Origin of the sequence: Dokdonella soli, assembly GCF_039523175.1 — a bacterium.
Lineage (GTDB): Bacteria > Pseudomonadota > Gammaproteobacteria > Xanthomonadales > Rhodanobacteraceae > Dokdonella_A > Dokdonella_A soli.
In genome coordinates this window covers 292,592-312,166 of record NZ_BAAAEU010000007.1, presented here as the reverse complement: position 1 = coordinate 312,166, position 19,575 = coordinate 292,592, and the positions used below count along the sequence as shown (strand labels likewise).

Here is a 19,575-nt window from a genome sequence, read left to right as displayed (position 1 = left end):
GCGCGGTACGGTGTCCAAGGTGTTCCGTGCACCGACGGTCACCAACATCTTCGGCGGCGCCGCAGCCGACGCTCCGAAGATCTCGCGGGATCCCTGCAACTTCACCGCACCGACGGCGACGACCCCGAATCCGAACGCGAGCAATCCGGCGTGCCTTGGCGTGCCGGCGCTGGGTTCGTTTGCGAACGAAGACGTCCGCCAGGCGCTGCAGCTCAACGCGATCGCGTCGGGCGCCCAGTTTGCGCATCAGTCGATCGGTCCGGAGTTCGGCAAGTCGTTCGACTTCGGCGTGGTGTACGACCCGCATTGGCTGGAAGGCCTGTCGGTCAGCGCCGATATCTGGCGTCTGTACTTGAAGAACAACATCACCGGCGTCGGCGCACAGAGCGTGATTGACCTGTGCTTCGCCGGTCAGACCCGGTACTGCCCGCTGATCCAACGCTTCACCAGTGGTCCGAGCCAGGGTCAGATCCAGCTCATCACCGAGCCGACCAACAACCTCGGCCGCGTGGACGTGGGCGGTGTCGACTTCGCCGGCAACTACCGCCTGCCCGAGACCGCGTTCGGTCGCTTCAAGGTGGGCATCAACGCGACCTACATGAAGAAGTACGACGTGGAAACCGCTCCGGGTTTCGGCGTTGCCAACTCGGTCTATCACTACGCCGGTCACTTCATGAACTACGGCTCGGCGCAGGCGTCGGCCTGTCCGGGGGCGGGCGGTGGCATCTGCCTGTTCCCGCGCTGGCGCGCACAGACCAGTGTTGGCTGGCAGATGGGTCCGTTCGATGCATCGTGGGCGATGCGCTATGTCGGCCGCTTCCGCATGGGCTCGCAGGCGAAGTCGCAGGACACCCATCCGTACGGTTCGGGCAACCCGTCGCTGGACGGCCTGTTCACCGACTTCGGTGCGACGGTCTACAACGACATCCAGTTCGGCTACAACCTCGAAGCGCTGAACACGCGCATCGACGTCGGCATCAACAACGTGGCCGACAAGCAGCCGCCGTTCCTGTACGCGAACAACACGCTGAACGCGAACACCGATCCCAGCGACTTTGACCTGCTGGGCCGCTACTACTTCGGTCGCGTGACGGTCAAGTTCTAAGATCGATTGCACTGTAAGCTTGAGGGCCGCGCGGGTGACCGCGCGGCCATTTTTTTTGATGACGATGATGAGCGCTCCCGATCTGACCACGATTTCCGAAGCGATCCGCACAGGCGACTGGGCCGAGACCGAGCGCCGTGTGCAGGCGCAGCTGGCTGACTTTCCGCAAGACGAGAACCTGCTGACGATGTTCGCGATCAGCCTGCAGATGCAGGACAGGATCGCCGAATCCGTCGACGCCTATGCGCATCTGACCCGTCTGTTCCCAGACAACGGCGAGCACTGGGGCAACTACGCGACGGCCTTGCGCGAGCAGGGGCAACTGGAGCAGTCGGCCGCGGCTTACGCGAATGCAATCCGCTTCGCTCCGGGAGATGCGGGCCACCTGATCAATTTCGCGCTGCTGCAGCTGCAGCAGCATGATTTCGTCGAAGCGCGTGAGACCGCACTGAAGGCCTATGCGATCGATCCGGCTTCAGCGAGGATCTGCATTCACACCGCGCGCGCCTGCCAGTCCTGCCGGGAATACGACGAAGCCGAGAAGCTGCTGAAGCCCTGGCGGCAGTGGCTGCCGCTCGAGGACGAGCTGCAGCAGGAGCTGGGTGACCTGCTGCTCGCTATCGGCGACGGCGCCGCCGCGATGATCCTGCTGGAGGATCTGGTAAGGCGCGCACCGGGCAACGTGTTGGCGCTGATCCATCTGGCCTCCGCCTACGAACGCCTCAACCGCCTGCCGGAAGCCGAGGCCACGCTGGGGCAGATAGCCGCGATGCGCGCCGATATCACCGACGCGGCACAGATGGAGCTGGCGCACGTGCTGGCGAAGATCGCGCAGCGCAGCGGCGACCTCGCCGAGGCGCGCGCGATCCTCGAGAGCGCGGGCGCGCGCGGTGAGCGCGACTTCGCCTATTACTTCAATCTCGCCGAGATCTACGCCAAGCAGGGCGACACCGGACGCGTGATGCAGACCCTGCTGGTCGCGCACGAGCTGCAGGTTGAGGAGCTCAAGAAGTTCATCCCGAAGCGCTTCGAGCCGGGCGCGGCGATCATTCCCACCACGGTTCCGCGCGTCAGTGATGCGGAGTTCCGCGCATGGCCGCGGCTCACCGCGCCGGATGCGAAGCAATCACCGGTCTTCATCGTCGGATTCCCGCGTTCGGGCACGACCTTGCTCGAGCAGATGCTCGATGCCCATCCGGGTCTGCAATCGATGGACGAGAATCCGTTCTTCAACAACCTTTCGGACCAGTTGGCCGATGACGGCGTCTTCGTGCCCGAGGATATCCACCGGCTGGGCCAGGCCGATTGCGACGAGTTGCGCAAACGCTATCTGGGCATGGTCTGCGACGCGATTCCGCGAAAATGGGATACGCAACTCGTCGACAAGAATCCGTTGAACATGGTGTGGCTGCCGCTGATCCATCGCCTGTTCCCCGACGCGAAGTTCATCCTCGCGCTGCGCCACCCCTGCGACGTGATCCTGAGCTGCTACATGCAGAATTTCCGTTCGACCGTGCTCGCCGCGGCGTGCGCGAGCCTCGAACGGCTGGCCACAGCGTATGTCGATTCGATGCGGAACTGGCTGCACCATGCCGGCGTGTTCAAGCCGAGCGTGTTGACCGTCCGCTACGAGGATATCGTCGCGGACGTCTCCGCGCAGGCGGCGCAGATCGGTCGTTTTCTCGAGCTCGGCGATGCCTCGCCACTGCTCCGCTTCGATGAGCACGCGCGCAACAAGGGCTTCATCGGGACGCCGAGCTATACCCAGGTCATCCAGCCGGTCAACACGAAGGGGCTGAACCGCTGGCTGCGCTACAGGGACTACATCGAACCGGTGTTGCCGATCCTCGAACCGATGCTTCAGTACTGGGGGTATTCCGCCGAGTCAAATGTCGGTGTGACCTCCGCCCCCGTGTCCTGACGCTGCCCGCGTGATGAACGAATCAATGCCATGTGGCATTGATTCAACACGCGATCGAAGCGTGTTCAGGAATCCAACGGCATTCCGAGCGCCATGCGCAAAGGATTGAGCAGGCGGCCGTAGCGTGCGGCGCGCGCGGTGTCGCGCCGCAGCGGTTCACGCACCTGCATCGCGCTCGGCGAGCGCACGTCGCGGCGCGTCTTGTGGAACTCGAGACAGGCCGGCTCGAACGGCAGGCCGCAGAAATCCAGCAGCGCGCGAATCCGCTCCTCCGGCCGGGCGATGAGTTCCTCGTAGACGCTCTCGAGCACATGTCCAGAGTGCAGCGCCAGCCAATGGCGCAGGCTGCGATCGAACTCGCGCCAGAAACCGGCCAGATCGGTGAACGTGCGCGTGTATTCGTTGTTGTCCAGATGCTGCCGATAGCAGGACAGGCAGGTCTCCAGCGGATCGCGGCGCACGCCGATGATACGTGCCGCCGGCAGCATCGCCCGGATGGCACCAATGTAGAACCAGTTGTTCGGCAGCTTGTCGGTGAACACAGGACGACGCGTGCGCCAATGCGCGGTGCGTTGCAGATAGCGCTCGCCGAGGCGTTGCCAGTCGCCGGGATTCGCCGCGTCGACCCAGTGCGGGAACGGCTGTTGGCGCCGCCGTGACTCCTCGGCGAGCACCAGCGGCAGATCCGGCAGTTCGCCGGCGCCTTCCACACGCGAGTGTGAAGCGAGAATCTGCTCGATCAGCGTGGAGCCGGAGCGCGGCAGACTGACGATGAAAACCGCTTCGGCGCCGAGCGTCCGATCCGCTCCTGCCGGGGGCGGCGTGAAGGCCGCCGTGATCGCGGCGATGTGGGCGGAAAAGGCGACGCTGTCCCAGTGCCGGCGCCGGCGCGCGATCGCGTTCGCGCGTTCCAGCGCGGCCAGCGATTCGGCATAGCGCCCGTGATCGTCGAGCGCCTTGGCGAACGCGAAACCCATCGCGATCAGGTCGTCATCGCTCGCTCGTGGGTCGGCGAGAGCGGATTGCAGACGCGCGGTGTCGGCTTCGGAGAAGCGCATCGTCTTGAGGTCGGCGAGCCCCCACCACGCCATCCCGGCATGTGGCGACTCGGCGATGATGCGGCGATATCCGGCTTCCGCTTCGGCAGCGCGATCGCTGACGCGCAGCATGTCGGCAAGCAGCGCTCGCGCGTCTGCGTGGCCAGGGGCGAGCGCGACGGCCTTCCTCAGCGCGTCGACAGCATCGTCGTGACGAACACAGCGAGTCAGCATCACACCCAGGTTGTACCAGGCCACCGCAAGGTCTGGCTGCAGTTCGCAGCAACGGCGCAGCGCGGCGATCGCGTCATCGAATTCGCCCGCGGCGCCGAGCACCGTTCCCAGCGTGTTGTAGTAAAGGGCATCGTGCGGACGCTGCGAGATCGCGCGCCGCATCGAATCGGCGGCTTCCCGATGCTGCCCGCGCTGGCTCTGGATGCCGGCCTGCAGACGCAGGATTTCGGGATGGTCAGGATAGGCGGCCGCGATGCCTGAAAGCTGTCGGTCCGCCTCATCGACCCGGCCCGCCTCGAGGGCCTGCGCCACTGCGATCACCTGTGGAATCGCGGTCTGGGCAAGGCCATGCAGGCGCGGCACCGGGGCTGCGTGGTTCGTCATCGGGGCATTGGGATAAACGCGAAGGAACGGCAGTTTACGCGCTGTCCTGTCGCGATTCCCATGCGGTCGGGCCCCCGCGATGGAACGAGTCGATCCGCTGGCGCCCAGCAGGGCGCCGGGACTCAATAGTTGCCGACGTCGAACGTATCAGCCATCGGCACATCGGCGCCTTCGGCGAGGCGGATCTTGAGCGCGAGGCCATCGCGCGAATCGGCGTGGTTGAGCGCCTCCTCGAGTTCGATCTTGCCGGACTTGTAGAGCGCGTACAGCGACTGGTCGAAGGTCTGCATGCCTTCCTCCAGACTGCGGTCCATCGCTTCCTTGACCTCGTGGATCTGGCCGCGGCGCAGCAGGTCGCGGATATGCGGCGTATTGATCAATACCTCGACCGCGGGCAGGCGGTGGCCGTCCTTGCCCATCACCAGGCGCTGGCTGATCACCGCTTTCAGGTTCAGCGCGACGTTCATCAGGATGTTCTTGTGCGCGGCTTCCGGGAAGAAGTTGAGGATGCGCTCGATGGTCTGGTCGGCATTGTTCGAGTGCAGGGTCGCCAGGCACAGGTGACCGGTTTCGGAAAACGTGATCGCGGCCTCCATCGTGTCCGCATCGCGGATCTCGCCGATCAGGATCACGTCCGGCGCTTCGCGCATCGCGTTCTTCAGCGCCTCGTAGTAGCTGTGCGTGTCGAGGCCGACCTCACGCTGGTTGACCACGGACTTCTTGTGCCGGTACAGGTATTCGATCGGGTCCTCGATGGTCAGGATATGGCCCGAAGTGTTTGCGTTGCGGTGATCGATCATCGAAGCCAGCGTCGTCGACTTGCCCGAGCCGGTCGCGCCAACCAGCAACACCAGGCCGCGCGGCTCCATGATGATGTGCTTGAACAGCGGTGGCAGACGCAGTTGCTCGATCGTCGGGATCTCGCTCTTGATCGCGCGGATCACCATGCCGACTTCGCCGCGCTGCTTGAACACGTTGATGCGGAAGCGGCCGGCGTCCTTCACCGCGATCGCCATGTTCAGCTCGAGGTTCTTCTCGAACTGCGGCACCTGGCCCTCGTCCATCAGCGAGTAGGCGATCTTCTTGACCATGCCACTCGGCATGCCGGTGTTGCCGAGCGGAAACAGCTTGCCTTCGACCTTGATGTTCACCGGCGCGCCGGTGGTCAGGAACATGTCCGACGCACCTTTCTCGGTCATCAATTTGAGGAAGTAGCCGATGTCCATCGGATTTCTCGCTGCGGTTTCGGTTGGGCGGGTTCGGGTGCCGTCGCGGCCGGGCCGGCGTGCCGGTCCGATGGCACGACGCTAGATCGCGATTGCCAAATCGGGCAGCCCGTTCACACAATACGACAACTTCGGATTTTGACACGAATGGCCATGCAGCTTATGACACCTCGTTGGCGAAAAATCCATGCGCTCGTCGTGGTTATCGCGGCATTGTCCGTGCAGGCCTGCGCCCCGACGCGGCCGCCGGTCGAGGATCTCGACAACGCCTCGCGCGCGCTCGGCGCCGCCCGTTCGGCCGGTGCGCCGGCCTACGCACCGGCGGAATATCGCGCGGCCGGACAGCGTTTCGATCAGGCCCAGGCCGCCGAGGGCCGCCAGGACTACGATGAGGCGATCCAGCTTGCGCACGAGTCCGCAGCCGACAGCGAACTCGCTGCCGCCAAGGCGCGGCTCGGCAAGGCACGCGAAGCCGTCCAGAAACTCAGCCAGGAGAATGCGAATCTCGATCGCGATCTGACCGAGCACGCCTCGCCGGAGGCGCAGCCATGAGCCGCTTCCATCGCCTGTCCGCCGCGGCCTTGTTGGCGCTGTGCCTGTTCGGCGCCGGCAGCGCGTCCGCGCGCAACGAGGAATACGAGCGCCTGTCCGACCAGTTCGATCGCCTCGCGTCGGATCCGGTGCTCGGCCAGCATGCGACCGCACAGATGGACCGCGCCCGCGCCGCGCTCGCGGACCTCAAGGACGCCAAGCGGCGCGATCGCGAGTACCGCGCGTATCTCGCCGAACGTCGCATCGGTGTCGCGCGTGCGAGCGCCGAAGCCGAGCAGCTCGAGCAGCAGCGCGACGCACTGCAGCGCGAGAACGACCGGCTGCAACTCGCGATCGCGCGCCGCGACGCCGCGCAGGCGCGTGCCGAACTGGAGCGCCAGCGCCTGCAGGCGCAGATCCGCACCGAGGAGGCCGAGCGCGCGCAGCGTGAAGCCGACGCGGCACGCGCCGAAGGCGAGCAGGCTTCGCAGGCCGCCGAATCCGCGCGCGCAGAAGTCGCGCAGGCAAAACGCATGGCCGATGCGCAGGCCAAAGCGGCCGCTCTCGCCAAGAAGGAGGCCGCACTCGCCGCGGCGATCAGCGGCGGAACCCCGGCGTCCGCGGACAAGCCGGCGCCGACAGCCGCGAATCGTTCCATGACGCTTCCCGAGAGCGTCTTCGTCAGCGGCAAGGCCGCGCTCGCGGCCGGATCGTCGAAGCAGATTGCGAAGGCAGTCGCGTTCGCGAATGCGGACCCCGCGCGACGTGTCCGCGTCGACGTGTCGGCAGGCGGTGATCGTGCGCTTGCACAACAGCGCGCGCAGGCGTTGCGTGACGCGCTCGTAGCGGCGGGTGCCGACGCGAAGCGGGTCACGGCAGTCGGCAGCGCCGCGAAGGCCAAACGCGTCGAGCTCGTGATTCAGTAGGCCTCGGAGCGAGGATCGGCCGCCGCGGAAGTGTCCCTCGGCGGCCTTTCAGGATGACCCGCAGGAATGTGTGGATGCGCCCACGGGGGCGTTTCGGTCGCGCTCGGCCGTGGCTTTCAAATGGCTGTTTTATAACGATAATTTCACGAATGCGTGGCGCGGCGCGGAATTGCTTCCGGCCCGCCGATGTCGTGTTGCCAAGGGAGGGGCGAAGGAGTAGCGTCTAACCCCCAGGTGGCCCGGAGTTCCTCGGAACCCACTTGGGCCAAAGCCTTGCCCATGACTGCAGCGATCGCGACAGAGGACATCACGCCCTCGGTTCTCCGAGGAACGGGTCGTGTGTCCGGACGTTTCCTGGCAGTGGCGTCCGTCCCACGGCTCGCACGCTTCATCGACCTTTCCGCATTTCCGTTCATGGCGCAGGCGGCTCTCCTTGCGGAGCCATCGCGCAATCCTGCTGTAACTCGTCCCCCGCAGCGCAGTGACGCGGCCTCCGGGTCGCGCCACTGCGCCCGCGGTCATTGCACTAGAGGAGGTCAGCCGATGTTCGAACAGAACCAGAAAGAAGTGGAAGCGTTGATGCAGAGCAATGCGGAATTCCGCAGCCTGTACCACCGCCACAGGGAGCTCGACAGCAAGGTGCGCGACGCCGAACTGGGCGTCCTGCCGATGGACGATGTCACCTTGCTCAACATGAAGAAGGAAAAGCTGCACGCGAAGGACAAGCTGACCTCGATGTGGGATTCCCACTCCGCGTCGCACTAACCCCGTCCCCATCACCCCGCAGACGCCGCGCGCATGGCCGCGGCGTCTGCAACCCGCTTCACTCGGTTATCATCCGCGAACGTCTCCGGTCGGAGACGCTTCCGCGTCCGGTCCTGACCATCAGGAGCCCGCGGCGCGACCTTCCTGCGGAGTTGGCATGACGATCCACCACAGCGTTCTCGAGCTGATCGGCCGCACGCCGATGGTCAAGGCGCAGCGCCTCGACAGCGGCGTCTGCGAGCTCTTCCTGAAGCTCGAGAATGCGAACCCCGGCGGCTCGATCAAGGACCGCATCGGTCTGTCGATGATCGAGGGCGCCGAGAAGGCCGGCAAGCTGAAACCCGGCGCGACCCTGGTCGAGGGTACCGCCGGCAACACCGGCCTCGGCCTCGCGCTCGTTGCGCAGCAGAAGGGCTATCGCCTCATCCTTGTGGTGCCCGACAAGATGAGCCGCGAGAAGATCTTCAACCTCAAGGCGATGGGCGCCGAGGTCGTGCTGACCCGCTCCGACGTCGCCAAGGGCCATCCCGAGTACTACCAGGATCTCGCCGAGCGCATCGCGCGCGAGACGCCCGGCGCGTACTTCATCAACCAGTTCGGCAATCCGGACAACCCGCTCGCGCACGAGCAGACCACCGGCCCGGAGATCTTCGAGCAGCTCGAGGGCAAGGTCGACGCGATCGTGTTCGGTTGCGGCTCGTCCGGCACGATGACCGGCTTGTCCCGCTACTTCGCGCGCGTGTCGCCGCACACCGAATTCATCCTTGCCGATCCGATCGGCTCGATCCTCGCGCAGTACATCAACGAGGGCACGCTCTCGACCAAGTCCGCGAGTTGGATGGTCGAAGGCATCGGCGAGGACTTCCTGCCGAGCATCAGCGACTTCTCGCGCGTGAAGAAAGCCTATGCGATCACCGACAAGGAAAGCTTCCTGACCGCGCGCGAGCTGTTGGCGAAGGAGGGCGTGCTCGGCGGCTCGTCGACCGGCACCCTGCTCGCCGCGGCGCTGAAATACTGCCGCGAGCAGACCACGCCCAAGCGCGTCGTCACGCTGGTCTGCGACACCGGCAACAAGTACATCTCGAAGATGTACAACGACTACTGGATGCTCGACAACGGCTTCCTCGACCGCCAGCCGACGGGCGACCTGCGCGACCTGATCCTGCGCCCGTATGCGCAGCGCGACACCGTCGTGGTCGGCCCGAACGAACTGCTGGTCACCGCCTACAACCGCATGAAGCTGTACGACGTCTCGCAGCTGCCGGTGATGGACAGCGATGCGATCGTCGGCATCCTCGACGAATCGGACCTGCTGCTGCACGTCTACGCGAACGAGGACCGCTTCCGCGATCCGGTCTCGACCGCGATGGCGACCAAGCTGCAGGTACTCGACGTGAAATCCCCGATCGAATCGTTGCTGCCGGTGTTCGACGCCGGGCATGTCGCGATCGTGATGGATGGAGCGAAATTCCTCGGGCTAATCACTCGGATAGACTTGTTGAACTATTTGAGGCGTAGGGCCAGCTAGGCGCGCCCCGACTAATGGAAATCTCACATGCTACGTTCTGAGGTGACAGGTTTTATCAACCGAATAAGGGCGCGGCTGAATCCTTCGTTTCAGCGGAATGCGCATGCGTCGCCACCGGCGCCCTCCACGCCGTCAATGGCAAAAAGTCCTTACGCCGATACGGAGGATGTGCGCTATGCATATCGCCTTCTATTAGGACGCACGCCGGATCAACAAGGCTTTGATCACTACGCGCGCCTAGTAGGAGCCGGCACATTGACACCGAGTGAAATCGCGAACGCCATACTAGGCTCAGAAGAATTCACATCTCGTCGAAACGATCAAGAGCGGCCGATCGAGGTTGCACTCAATGGCTATTCAATGTTCGTTAGGTCAATCGATCGGGATATCGGCGCATGGATTCTTCGCAATAAGATGCATGAGCCACACGTTACACAAGTTGTGCGAAACCTACTGCGGCCTGGAGATACTTTTGTCGACGTGGGTGCAAACATTGGGTATTTCACCGCATTAGCCGCGTACCTAGTTGGCCCCGACGGAAAAGTCGTCGCAGTTGAGCCAATGGACAAGAATTTGCAGCTTCTTTATGCGACGATCTTTAGCAATAAGTTCGCGCATGTCGAAATACATCCGTTCGCAGCGTCTGACGTGAATGGTTTATTGCCCATGGAAACGGGGTTTGGCACTTCAAACGGACAAGTGATTCTGACTGGCGCACGAGGTCGGCTACCAGCGATGTTTGCGCAAGCTAGGCGATTGGATGATATGTTGAGCGGATTGTCGACGATCCGGCTCCTGAAGATCGACATTGAGGGTTACGAGCTGATCGCTCTCAGCGGATTTGCTGCCGGTCTTGCCCGCCATCGCCCGCTCCTGTTGACCGAGTTCCACCCCAAATGCATGCGCGAAAATTCGATGATCGAACCCGAAGCATATCTGTCCATGCTGTTTGCCTATGGCGACGAAGTTCAAGTGCTGCATGAAAACGGAGAACAAATTGCATGCCGCGATGCGGAATCAGTTATGCGCGAATGGCGTCGTGCTGGTATGCGCATGGGTGGTGATGGAACCAATCATTTGGATTTGTTAGTAAGGCCGCGCTAATGTAATCTTCCGGTGTTGAGAAATTAGACGAATTTGGTTGCCGAATTAGGAGATCGCAATGCACAAATATAGGGCGCTCGCAGTTTTATTTTACTGCTCCAGTATTTTTGCGCAAAGCGGAACTGGTTTGACCTCCGTGGTGGACGTAGGTCAAGCGCTTTCTGTGCAATGTCCGGCTTCTGTAGGAGACGGCATATCAGACGACTCCACCGCTTTTCAATGCCACGCAGATTATCTGTCTAGTGCGGTCAACGGCTATAAAGGTGGTCGCCTCCATATCCCTGCTGGTATCTTTTACCTCTCTCGCACTTTTGTGGTTCCGGAAAACCTGATGGTGCAAGGGGTCGGGGATGGTAGCGTTTTGAGGCAAAAGCACTCGCTCCTTCAGCCGTTGGTGAAATTGCAAAGGCATTCTCAATTAAAGAACGTAAAGCTGATCCAGGAGCAGCCCGCGCCAACAGCTGGTTGGAGTCCCTATATGGACTACGACTTTCAGTTGCAGGTTGCCGGTGACGCTGTGAACGTAGAAGATATTGTGATTTTGAATCCCACTAAAGGTATTCTCGTAAGGTCCGACCGATTTCCCAATGATGACGGGGCGATAGGGCAGGTATATATAAGAAATGTCAGGGGTCAGCCGCTTTATCAAGGAATATATATGGACGGTATTCTTGATATATGCAGAATCAACGACATTCATTTCTGGCCATTTTGGTCGCTTGATCAGAACGTGACGAACTGGACCGCTAGTAATGGCTACGGGATACTAAGTTTTAGAAATGACAATCCGTTTATGTCTGAATTATTTACGTTTGGATATTTCGTTGGTATGCAGTTCGGCGTGACCCCAACACCGCTGCCTCCTGGAAATCAAGGTAATGTCGTTGGATTTACGAGTCGCGCGCGAATTTCCGGATACGATTGTGATGGCTGCACTACGGGAGTTCTCATTTCTGGTAACGGGACTAATGGAATAGAAATTGATAAAGTTCAAATATTGAGCAGAGGGCCGTATTCGTATTCGCCGATTACTATTAACGCGAGCCATGTGTCTGCCAGTATATCAAAACTCGATACTACATTATCGACTGTTAATGCTGTTCGAATCGATGGAGACTACAATTCTATTCTGATAAGCGACAGTTTAATACGCACGTGGAATGTAAACGGCTTAGGTTTCCCGGCATTTGAAATAGCGTCTGGACCAAATTCGGTTCTGCAGATTTCAAATACTTTATATGGTGATGGCCATGGGGCGCTCGTTTCTCGAGCAATACAAGGTACTGTCGTCATAAACGGTGTCACACATGCGCCTGGTGTGGTTCAGTAGCGAGGGTATTCTGGAGGCCGTTGTACAGAGAGTTCGCGCCTGATGCGCGCAGTTTAGTTGCTAATCATTGCATTCTCAGCGCGCGCAACGATGATGGTGGTGGCATAGCATCGGTAAGTTAGATAGTGGATAAATTATGAAGCAGATGAGAGCCCGCGCTTTAGGCACCCGCGCCATCCACGCCGGCCAGAGCCCCGATCCGTCCACCGGTGCGATCATGGTGCCGATCTATGCGACCTCGACCTACGTGCAGCAGAGCCCCGGCGTGCACAAGGGTTACGAGTATTCGCGTACGCAGAATCCGACGCGCATGGCCTATGAGCGCTGCGTTGCCGATCTCGAAGGCGGTCGTCAGGGCTATGCGTTCGCGTCGGGTCTTGCGGCCGCGAGCACGGTCCTCGACCTGCTCGATTCCGGTAGTCATGTCATCGCGATGGACGATCTCTACGGCGGCACGTACCGCCTGTTCGAGCGTGTGCGCCGGCGCAGTGCGGGGCTCGACTTCACGTTCCTCGATCTCAATGACGCAGCGGCGCTGAAGGCCGCGCTGAAGCCGAACACGAAAATGATCTGGGCGGAGACGCCGACCAATCCGATGCTCAAGCTCGTCGATCTCGCCAAGCTCGGCGCGTTCGCGAAGAAGCATGGCCTGCTGCTGGTCGTCGACAACACGTTCTGCTCGCCGATGTTGCAGCGTCCGCTCGAGTACGGCGCGGATCTCGTGCTGCACTCGGCGACCAAGTACCTGAATGGTCATTCGGACATGGTCGGCGGCATCGTCGTCGCTGGCGACAACGCCGAGTTGGCCGAGCAGATGGCGTTTCTGCACAACTCGGTTGGCGCGGTCGCGGGTCCGTTCGATTCGTTCCTTGCGATGCGCGGCCTGAAGACCCTGCACCTGCGCATGCGCGCGCATTGCGAAGGCGCACTCGCGCTCGCAACCTGGCTGGAGAAGCATCCGGCCGTCGAACGCGTGATCTACCCGGGCTTGAAATCGCACCCGCAACGCGCGCTCGCGAAGCGCCAGATGGACGGCCCTGGCGGCATCGTTTCGGTCGAGGTGAAGGGTGGTTTGCGCAAGGCGCGCAAAGTGCTCGAACGCTGCCATCTGTTCGCGCTCGCCGAATCGCTCGGTGGCGTCGAGAGCCTAATCGAGCATCCCGCGATCATGACGCACGCGTCGATTCCTCCGGCGAACCGCAAGCGGCTCGGGATCAGCGATGGCTTGATCCGGCTCAGTGTCGGGGTGGAAGATGTCGCCGACCTGCGCGACGAGCTTGGGGCGGCGCTCGGCTAGGACGCCAGCGGGTAATTGTGTCGGGACAAGGTGACGGCTGCCGCAACACGAGCCTCGGAAACTTGGCAAGCTACCTCGCCTCGGCGAAGATGCGAGGCGGTTGCTGAAGCCGTTTCAGCTTTTTGCGCCGACTTCGGCAGTTTGTCGCATCCGTCTTTAGGGCTCAAGACAGGGAGCAGCGTCGATGCGCTGTGTGTCAGTCCGGTGAACATGCCGGCGCGTGGGCAACCGACGATGAGCGATGAGAAACGCAGGTCGTCTACCGATCCGGCCGCAATTTGCGAAGCCATCGATCGCGAGCTGACGCGCCGTCACGACGGTCCGCACGCATCGCCCCCGTTGCCTGTGTCCGATCACGAGGCCGCGGCACCGCTGCCTATCAGATCCGGATCGCTGAGCATATCGGGTACTTTGCCCGAACCCGCATGGAGGGAGCGTTTCCCGCGCTGGTGGACGGCCCCCGAATTCAAGACAAAGACGACATATCAGCTCAACGATTTTCTTGCGCTGCATGACGAGGATTTCGTTGCCGCCGCATACCGCGGCCTGCTCGGTCGAGAACCCGACGAGCAGGGCCGCGCCACCTATCTGCATCTGCTGCGCTCGGGCGGCGCGGACAAGGTGCAGGTGCTCGGCAGCCTGCGCTATTCCGCCGAGGGCCGAGCGGTCGGCGCACGGGTCGGTAGCTTGCGCAGAACGCTGTTCGTCCAGCGCTTGTGCCGCATACCAGTGCTTGGCGCCGCGCTCCGCTGTGGTCTCGGCGTGTTGCAATTGCCGGCGTCGTTGCGCGATCTCCGGCAATTCGTCGCGCAGTCGCATTTCGCACACCGTCGGATTGCCGATGCGTTCGATGCGCTGGCCGGAACGACTGACGCGGCGCTGCAGCAGCACTCGAATGCATTGGCCGCGCAACTGGCATTGGCCGCGCAACTGACGCCGGTGCTCGAACAGATGCACGAAGCTACCGCCACCCGTGCGTCCACCCAGTCGGTGCTGACCCTGGCGGAGCATCTTCGACAGATACACGCGCTGCGCGGCGACGTATTCGCGCTGCGGGTTGGACTCGAAGGGGCAACGCGCCGGAATACCGCGTGGATCGGCGAGATCGAAGCGCGTTTCGCCAGCATCAACCTTGGTGCGCTCGAGGCGAGCATTCGCGCCATCGAGATGGCGTTGTCGCGCAAGGCCGATTCCCATCACGTGCTCGGAATCGAGCGCGCGATGTCGGCGTTGCGGGAAAGCGCCGCCGAACTCGCGAGCGTGGAGGACCTGGAGCGAGTCGTGTCTGGAAAAGCCGACGACACCAGGCTCGAGGTGCTCGCGCGACAGGTAGCGCAACTGGGCGTTGGCAGGACGAATGTGGCAGGGTCGATTCATGCCGTCGGGGACTCTGCACGCGAGATGTACGCGCTGCGTCGCGAACTCCTGCACGCGCACGCGCGCATCGATCACCTGGCCGATCAACTCATTGGCCAGCCGTTGCGCCCTGCCGCGGATACCGATGACGGGCCGGAGCCAGATGCGCATTCGGACGCGCTCGACGCGTTCTATGTCTCGTTCGAGGATCGCTTCCGCGGCAGCCGCGAGTTGATCATGCAGCGCGCGGAAGGCTATGTGCCGGTCGTGCGCCAGGCGCTCGAACGTACGCACGGCGGCGCCTTGCTGGACGTCGGTTGCGGTCGCGGAGAATGGTTGCAATTGCTCCAGCGCGAGAACATCGAAGCGAGAGGCATCGATCTCAACGGGGTGATGGTCGCCGAATGCCGTGCGCTCGGAGTGACTGTCGAGCAGGCTGATGCGCTCACCTACCTATGCAACTTGCCCGAGTCGAGTCTTGCGGCCGTGACCGGCATGCACATCCTCGAGCATGTTCCGTTTGCGGCGCTGGTCGCGTTGTTCGACGAGTCGCTGCGAGTGCTCAAGCCGGGTGGCGTGATCATCTTCGAGACGCCCAATCCCGAAAACCTGATGGTCGGCGCCTGCAGCTTCTATATGGACCCGACGCATCGCAATCCGCTGCCGCCCGCGTTGCTCGAGTATCTGGCGCATGCACGCGGTTTTGCGGACGTGGAGATTCAACGCCTCACTGCGCATCGCATCGACGATACGGTGCCTGCCGTGGATCCCCGCCAACCCGGCACCGAGGCGGTCGAGTGGCTGCTGCAGACCGCACGGCAGACCTTGTATGTCGCGCCCGACTACGCCGTGATCGCGCGTAAACCGGGAGGTGCAGGCACCGTTGATGGTTGAGCGGTATCGACGCGGGTGAGGTTCCGGAACGCCGGCCTCAGGAAATCCGGCTTTCCGAGTGCGGTTTGAGATCGTCATCGAGTCATGGGGGCAGGCACGTGCCTGCGACTCGGGAGGCGACTTTCGGAAGATGTCGGAGTGACTTGATCGAGCTGGGGCCCGTTATGAAGCATCGGCGCAGAGGGCGTTACGGAACATGCGGCTCCTACTTGACCTCCAGGCCTGCCAGACGGCCTCCAGGACGCGCGGCATCGGCCGTTACGTCGACAGTCTTGCGAGCGCGATACTGAGGCTCCGGAAGGGCAGCGCGGACACAGCGATCGCGCTCGATGGCACATTTCCGGCTGAAGCCGAGAAGGCGCGCGCGCGCCTGCGCGATCTGGCCCCGGCCTCCGCGTTCCGGCGCTATGACTATCCGGTGCCGTTGACGGCGGGCTGTGATGGTCCGGCAGATCCGCGCCGGCGTGTCGCCTCGCAACTGATTGCGCGTGAATATGCGCGTTTCAATCCCGATGCGATCCTGCTGGGCAGCGTGTTCGAGGGTCTTACAGAGCCGGTCGTGGCTTGCGCGAATATCGATGATGTTCCGGGCGCCGTGTCGGCGGCGATTCTCTACGATCTCATTCCTCTGATCTTTCCGCGGCACTATCTGGCTGCACCTGGCGCGCGTGCGTGGTATTACAGCAAGTTGCAGGTGATCAAGAACTGCGATGTGCTCTTTGCGATATCCGAGGCGACCAAGCGCGATGCAATCGAGCATCTTTCGATTCCGGCCGAACGCATCCATGTGATCCACGGCGCAATGGCGCCACAATTTCACCGCATCGACCTGCCGCATGCGGCCTTTTCCGAAACATTGAATCGTCTTGGAATCCATCGCAGCTACGTTCTCTACACCGGCAACGACGATTTCCGCAAGAACACGGCGGGTGCGCTGGAAGCGTTTGCGCGTCTGCCTGAATCGCTGCGAAGCACGCATCAGTTCGTATTCAACCAAATTCCCGTGCGTGAGGAGTTCGACGCGCAGCTGCAGCGATTTGGGCTGAGTAGCGATGAAGTGGTCGTGACCGGCCATGTGAGCGACGCCGATCTCGTCGTACTGCTCAATGCCTGCGAGGTGTTTCTGTTCCCGTCGCTCTACGAGGGCTTCGGCCTTCCGGTGCTGGAGGCGATGGCCTGCGGCGCGCCGGTGCTCGGCGGCGACAATTCGTCGATCGTCGAGTTGATCGAGGATCCGGCAGCGCGTTTCGATGCGCGCGACCCGGCGGCGGTCAGTGGGGCGCTTGGGCATGCCCTGAGCGATGCCGATTTTCGGCGGGAGTGCGGCGAGCGTGGCCTGCAGCGCGCCAAGGCGTTCAGTTGGGAGCGTTCTGCCCGGCGCGTGCTCGATGAGCTGGACGAAGCTGTCCGGCGCAAGCAGGCGACGTTTCGCGGGATGGCTGCGCCGCGGCGCAAGCTGGCAGTGTTCACGCCATTGCCGCCGGAACGCACCGGGATTGCGAACTACAGCGCCGAGCTCCTGCCGGAGCTGGCGAAGCGTTTCACCATCGACATCTACACCACGGCCGAGTACACCGACGACTTCAGGCTGAGTCCGAACTTCCGTATTCGTCCATGGCAGGAATTCGCGGAGTGCGCCGATCGGTACGACGGCGTGATCTACCAGATCGGCAACTCGCCGTTTCACGTCCCCATGTTCGACCTGCTGGAAGACCACCCCGGCATTGTCGTGCTGCACGATTTTTTCCTGAGTTCCGCCTATGCGTGGCTGGATCAGCATGGCGGGCGTCCCGGATCGTTCGCGCGTGAGCTCGAGCATTGCCATGGAGCCATTGCGCTCCGATCGCTCGCTGACCTGGGTATTGCCGAGGCGAAGCGGATCTATCCATGCAGCCGCCGGGTCGTCGAGCGCAGCCTTGGAATCATTGCGCATTCCCCCGGGATCCACGCCCTGCTGGCGAAATATGGCGGCGCGCATCTGGCCCGGCCGATTCGCGTGATACCGCATCTGCGCACATTGCGTCCGCAGCTGGCGCGCGCTGATTGTGTAGCGCTTCGCAGCCGCCTCGGCTACGCGGACGGTGACTGGGTCGTCTGTTCGTTCGGCTTCATTGCCGACACCAAGTTGAGCGATCGCCTTATCGAAGCGATGGTTGTGTCCGGGCTTCAGCATGATCGCAGCGTGCATCTTGTTTTCGTGGGAGAGCTGGATGGGGGCAAGTATGGCGAGCTCGTCCGCGAGCTCGTGCGCAACAGTGCAATGGCCGAACGGATCCGCATCACGGGCTTTGTCGACACCGGCGAGTACAACGACTACCTCGGGGTGGCCGACGTAGCGGTGCAATTGCGTACCCACTCCCGTGGCGAAACATCGGGCGCGGTCCTGGACTGCCTCGCACACGGCTTGCCCACCGTGGTCAATGCCCATGCGACCATGAATGACTATCCCTCTGAAGTCGTGCTGCGGATTGGCGAGGCGGCCGACACGGCGGAACTCAGCACCGCGCTGCGCCAACTGCGTGAAGATCCGCTGGCTGCGCATGCGCTCGGCAAGGCAGGGCGCGCGCACATCGGCAAGGAGCACGCGCCGGCAAAGGTGGCGGTGGACTATGCGGCGGCGATCGAGGAGTTCCTGCAGCGAGATGACTATCTGGGTGTGCGCAGCGTGACGCGCGATATCGCCGATGCCCTCGATGTCGGCCCCTCGCGCGGAGAAGGGCTGGATCCGATCGCAGCATGCGAATCACTGATAGGCGCTGGCAATCCGACACCGACCTTGATCGTGGATCTCAGTGACGTGGTGCGCACCGACTATGGCACCGGAATCCATCGTGTAGTGCGCAACCTGACCCGCGAACTCATCGATCAGCACGGCAGCGGTGACGCGCGCTGCCTGCCCGCAGCCCTCGATGGCAACAGCTATCTGGTCGCGGGAGCCTACGCGCGCGATCGGCTGGGCCGGGGTGGATACCACGATGGCGAGCGCATCGTGTTCGGACCGGGCAATACACTGCTGATGCTGGACTCGGCCTGGAGCGATCCATGGCGGTTTACAGCCATGCTGCGCGAGGCCGATGCACGAGGCACCGAGATTGTGGGCTTTGTCTACGATCTGATTCCCGTACGTCATCCCGAAACCTGCGTACCGTTCATGCCGGAGGTGTTCCGGAAATGGCTGGAGCAGACGGTGCGGATGAGTCACGCGATCGTCTGCATATCGCGGGCGACTGCTGATGACCTGGCAGCGTATATCGAGGAAGCTGGGCTGCCCCATCGCTCGGGGTTGCGGATCCACTATGTCCACCTTGGCTGTGATCTCGATGGTGAGCCGCTGGACGGCGCCGATGCGGGGCTCAAGGCGGTATTCGATCGCACGGATCGGCCGGTATTCCTGAACGTCGGTACGTTGGAACCACGCAAGGGGCATGCCGACGTGCTCGATGCATTCGAGCACCTGTGGGCGGACGGCGAGGATGCGGCGTTATACCTGGTCGGCAAAACGGGATGGAACATGGAATCGTTCACGGCGCGCCTGACCACGCATCCGGAATTCGGCAAGCGTGTGTTCTGGCGGGAGCGATCCAGTGATGCAGACCTCGACTACGCCTACCGGCACGCATCGGCGCTGATCCAGGCATCGTACGCGGAAGGATTCGGCCTGCCGCTGCTTGAGGCGGCCCGGCACGGCACCGCGTTGCTTTGCAGTGACTTGCCGGTATTCCGGGAGGTCGCGGGGGACGATGCAACGTGGTTCGCAGCGGGCTGCCACGCATCGATCGCCGAGGCGGTACGACAATTCCTGCGCAGCCAGGTGCAGGGGCGCAAGAAGCCTGCATCGCGGCACGTCCGCACGTGGAAGGATGCGGCCGGCGATCTTGTCCGCGTATTGGGGGCGTACGAAGCCTATCGGACTCTGTAACGGCGTGTAGCGGAGGCC

At 62.6% G+C, this 19,575-nt stretch carries 13 protein-coding genes and 1 pseudogene; 12 read left to right on the top strand and 2 right to left on the bottom strand.

Annotated features, from left to right (window positions below; genetic code table 11):
* A partial coding sequence (locus tag ABD002_RS09735; RefSeq protein ID WP_343790173.1) for a TonB-dependent receptor domain-containing protein occupies positions 1–1,105 on the top strand: 1,105 nt, incomplete at its 5' end.
* A 67-nt stretch (positions 1,106–1,172) separates the two neighbouring features.
* Positions 1,173–3,026 (top strand): tetratricopeptide repeat-containing sulfotransferase family protein, encoded by a 1,854-nt coding sequence (locus ABD002_RS09730; RefSeq protein ID WP_343790171.1) that lies wholly within the window; start codon positions 1,173–1,175, stop codon positions 3,024–3,026.
* Positions 3,027–3,091: 65 nt separating this feature from the next.
* Here the strand turns inward: ABD002_RS09730 and ABD002_RS09725 are convergent, their stop codons facing one another.
* Together ABD002_RS09725 and ABD002_RS09720 are read right to left on the bottom strand one after the other, a co-directional pair.
* Positions 3,092–4,681: a tetratricopeptide repeat-containing sulfotransferase family protein gene (locus ABD002_RS09725; protein WP_343790168.1), complete on the bottom strand. Its 1,590-nt coding sequence runs from the start codon at positions 4,679–4,681 to the stop codon at positions 3,092–3,094.
* A gap of 122 nt (positions 4,682–4,803) precedes the next feature.
* Complete coding sequence (locus tag ABD002_RS09720; RefSeq protein ID WP_343790165.1) at positions 4,804–5,907, bottom strand: PilT/PilU family type 4a pilus ATPase; 1,104 nt, start codon at positions 5,905–5,907, stop codon at positions 4,804–4,806.
* Positions 5,908–6,054: 147 nt separating this feature from the next.
* On the opposite strand from ABD002_RS09720, the gene ABD002_RS09715 reads away from it, so the two are divergent.
* The 10 genes and pseudogenes from ABD002_RS09715 (at position 6,055) to ABD002_RS09670 (ending at position 19,557) form a co-directional block, all read left to right on the top strand.
* Positions 6,055–6,459 (top strand): DUF4398 domain-containing protein, encoded by a 405-nt coding sequence (locus tag ABD002_RS09715; protein WP_343790162.1) that lies wholly within the window; start codon positions 6,055–6,057, stop codon positions 6,457–6,459.
* A complete protein-coding gene (locus tag ABD002_RS09710; protein WP_343790159.1) occupies positions 6,456–7,364 on the top strand; it encodes an OmpA family protein in 909 nt (302 codons plus the stop codon). Before ABD002_RS09715 ends, ABD002_RS09710 begins: the two co-directional genes overlap by 4 nt.
* Before the next feature lie 543 nt (positions 7,365–7,907).
* Positions 7,908–8,129: an HP1242/YdcH family protein gene (locus tag ABD002_RS09705; RefSeq protein ID WP_343790156.1), complete on the top strand. Its 222-nt coding sequence runs from the start codon at positions 7,908–7,910 to the stop codon at positions 8,127–8,129.
* 157 nt (positions 8,130–8,286) lie between these two features.
* Positions 8,287–9,657, top strand: coding sequence for a pyridoxal-phosphate dependent enzyme (locus ABD002_RS09700; protein ID WP_343790153.1), 1,371 nt, complete (start codon positions 8,287–8,289; stop codon positions 9,655–9,657).
* Between the two features lie 27 nt (positions 9,658–9,684).
* On the top strand, positions 9,685–10,761 hold the full coding sequence (locus ABD002_RS09695; RefSeq protein WP_343790150.1) for an FkbM family methyltransferase: 1,077 nt from the start codon (positions 9,685–9,687) through the stop codon (positions 10,759–10,761).
* Between the two features lie 58 nt (positions 10,762–10,819).
* On the top strand, positions 10,820–12,091 hold the full coding sequence (locus tag ABD002_RS09690) for a hypothetical protein (protein WP_343790147.1): 1,272 nt from the start codon (positions 10,820–10,822) through the stop codon (positions 12,089–12,091).
* Between the two features lie 136 nt (positions 12,092–12,227).
* Positions 12,228–13,388 (top strand): trans-sulfuration enzyme family protein, encoded by a 1,161-nt coding sequence (locus ABD002_RS09685; protein ID WP_343790144.1) that lies wholly within the window; start codon positions 12,228–12,230, stop codon positions 13,386–13,388.
* A 411-nt stretch (positions 13,389–13,799) separates the two neighbouring features.
* Positions 13,800–15,638 (top strand): methyltransferase domain-containing protein, encoded by a 1,839-nt coding sequence (locus tag ABD002_RS09680; RefSeq protein WP_343790141.1) that lies wholly within the window; start codon positions 13,800–13,802, stop codon positions 15,636–15,638.
* A 196-nt stretch (positions 15,639–15,834) separates the two neighbouring features.
* Positions 15,835–16,998: pseudogene (locus ABD002_RS19680) on the top strand (glycosyltransferase family 4 protein); the annotation flags it as partial.
* 294 nt (positions 16,999–17,292) lie between these two features.
* Positions 17,293–19,557: a glycosyltransferase gene (locus tag ABD002_RS09670; protein ID WP_343790137.1), complete on the top strand. Its 2,265-nt coding sequence runs from the start codon at positions 17,293–17,295 to the stop codon at positions 19,555–19,557.
* The last annotated feature ends 18 nt before the right edge of the window (positions 19,558–19,575 follow it).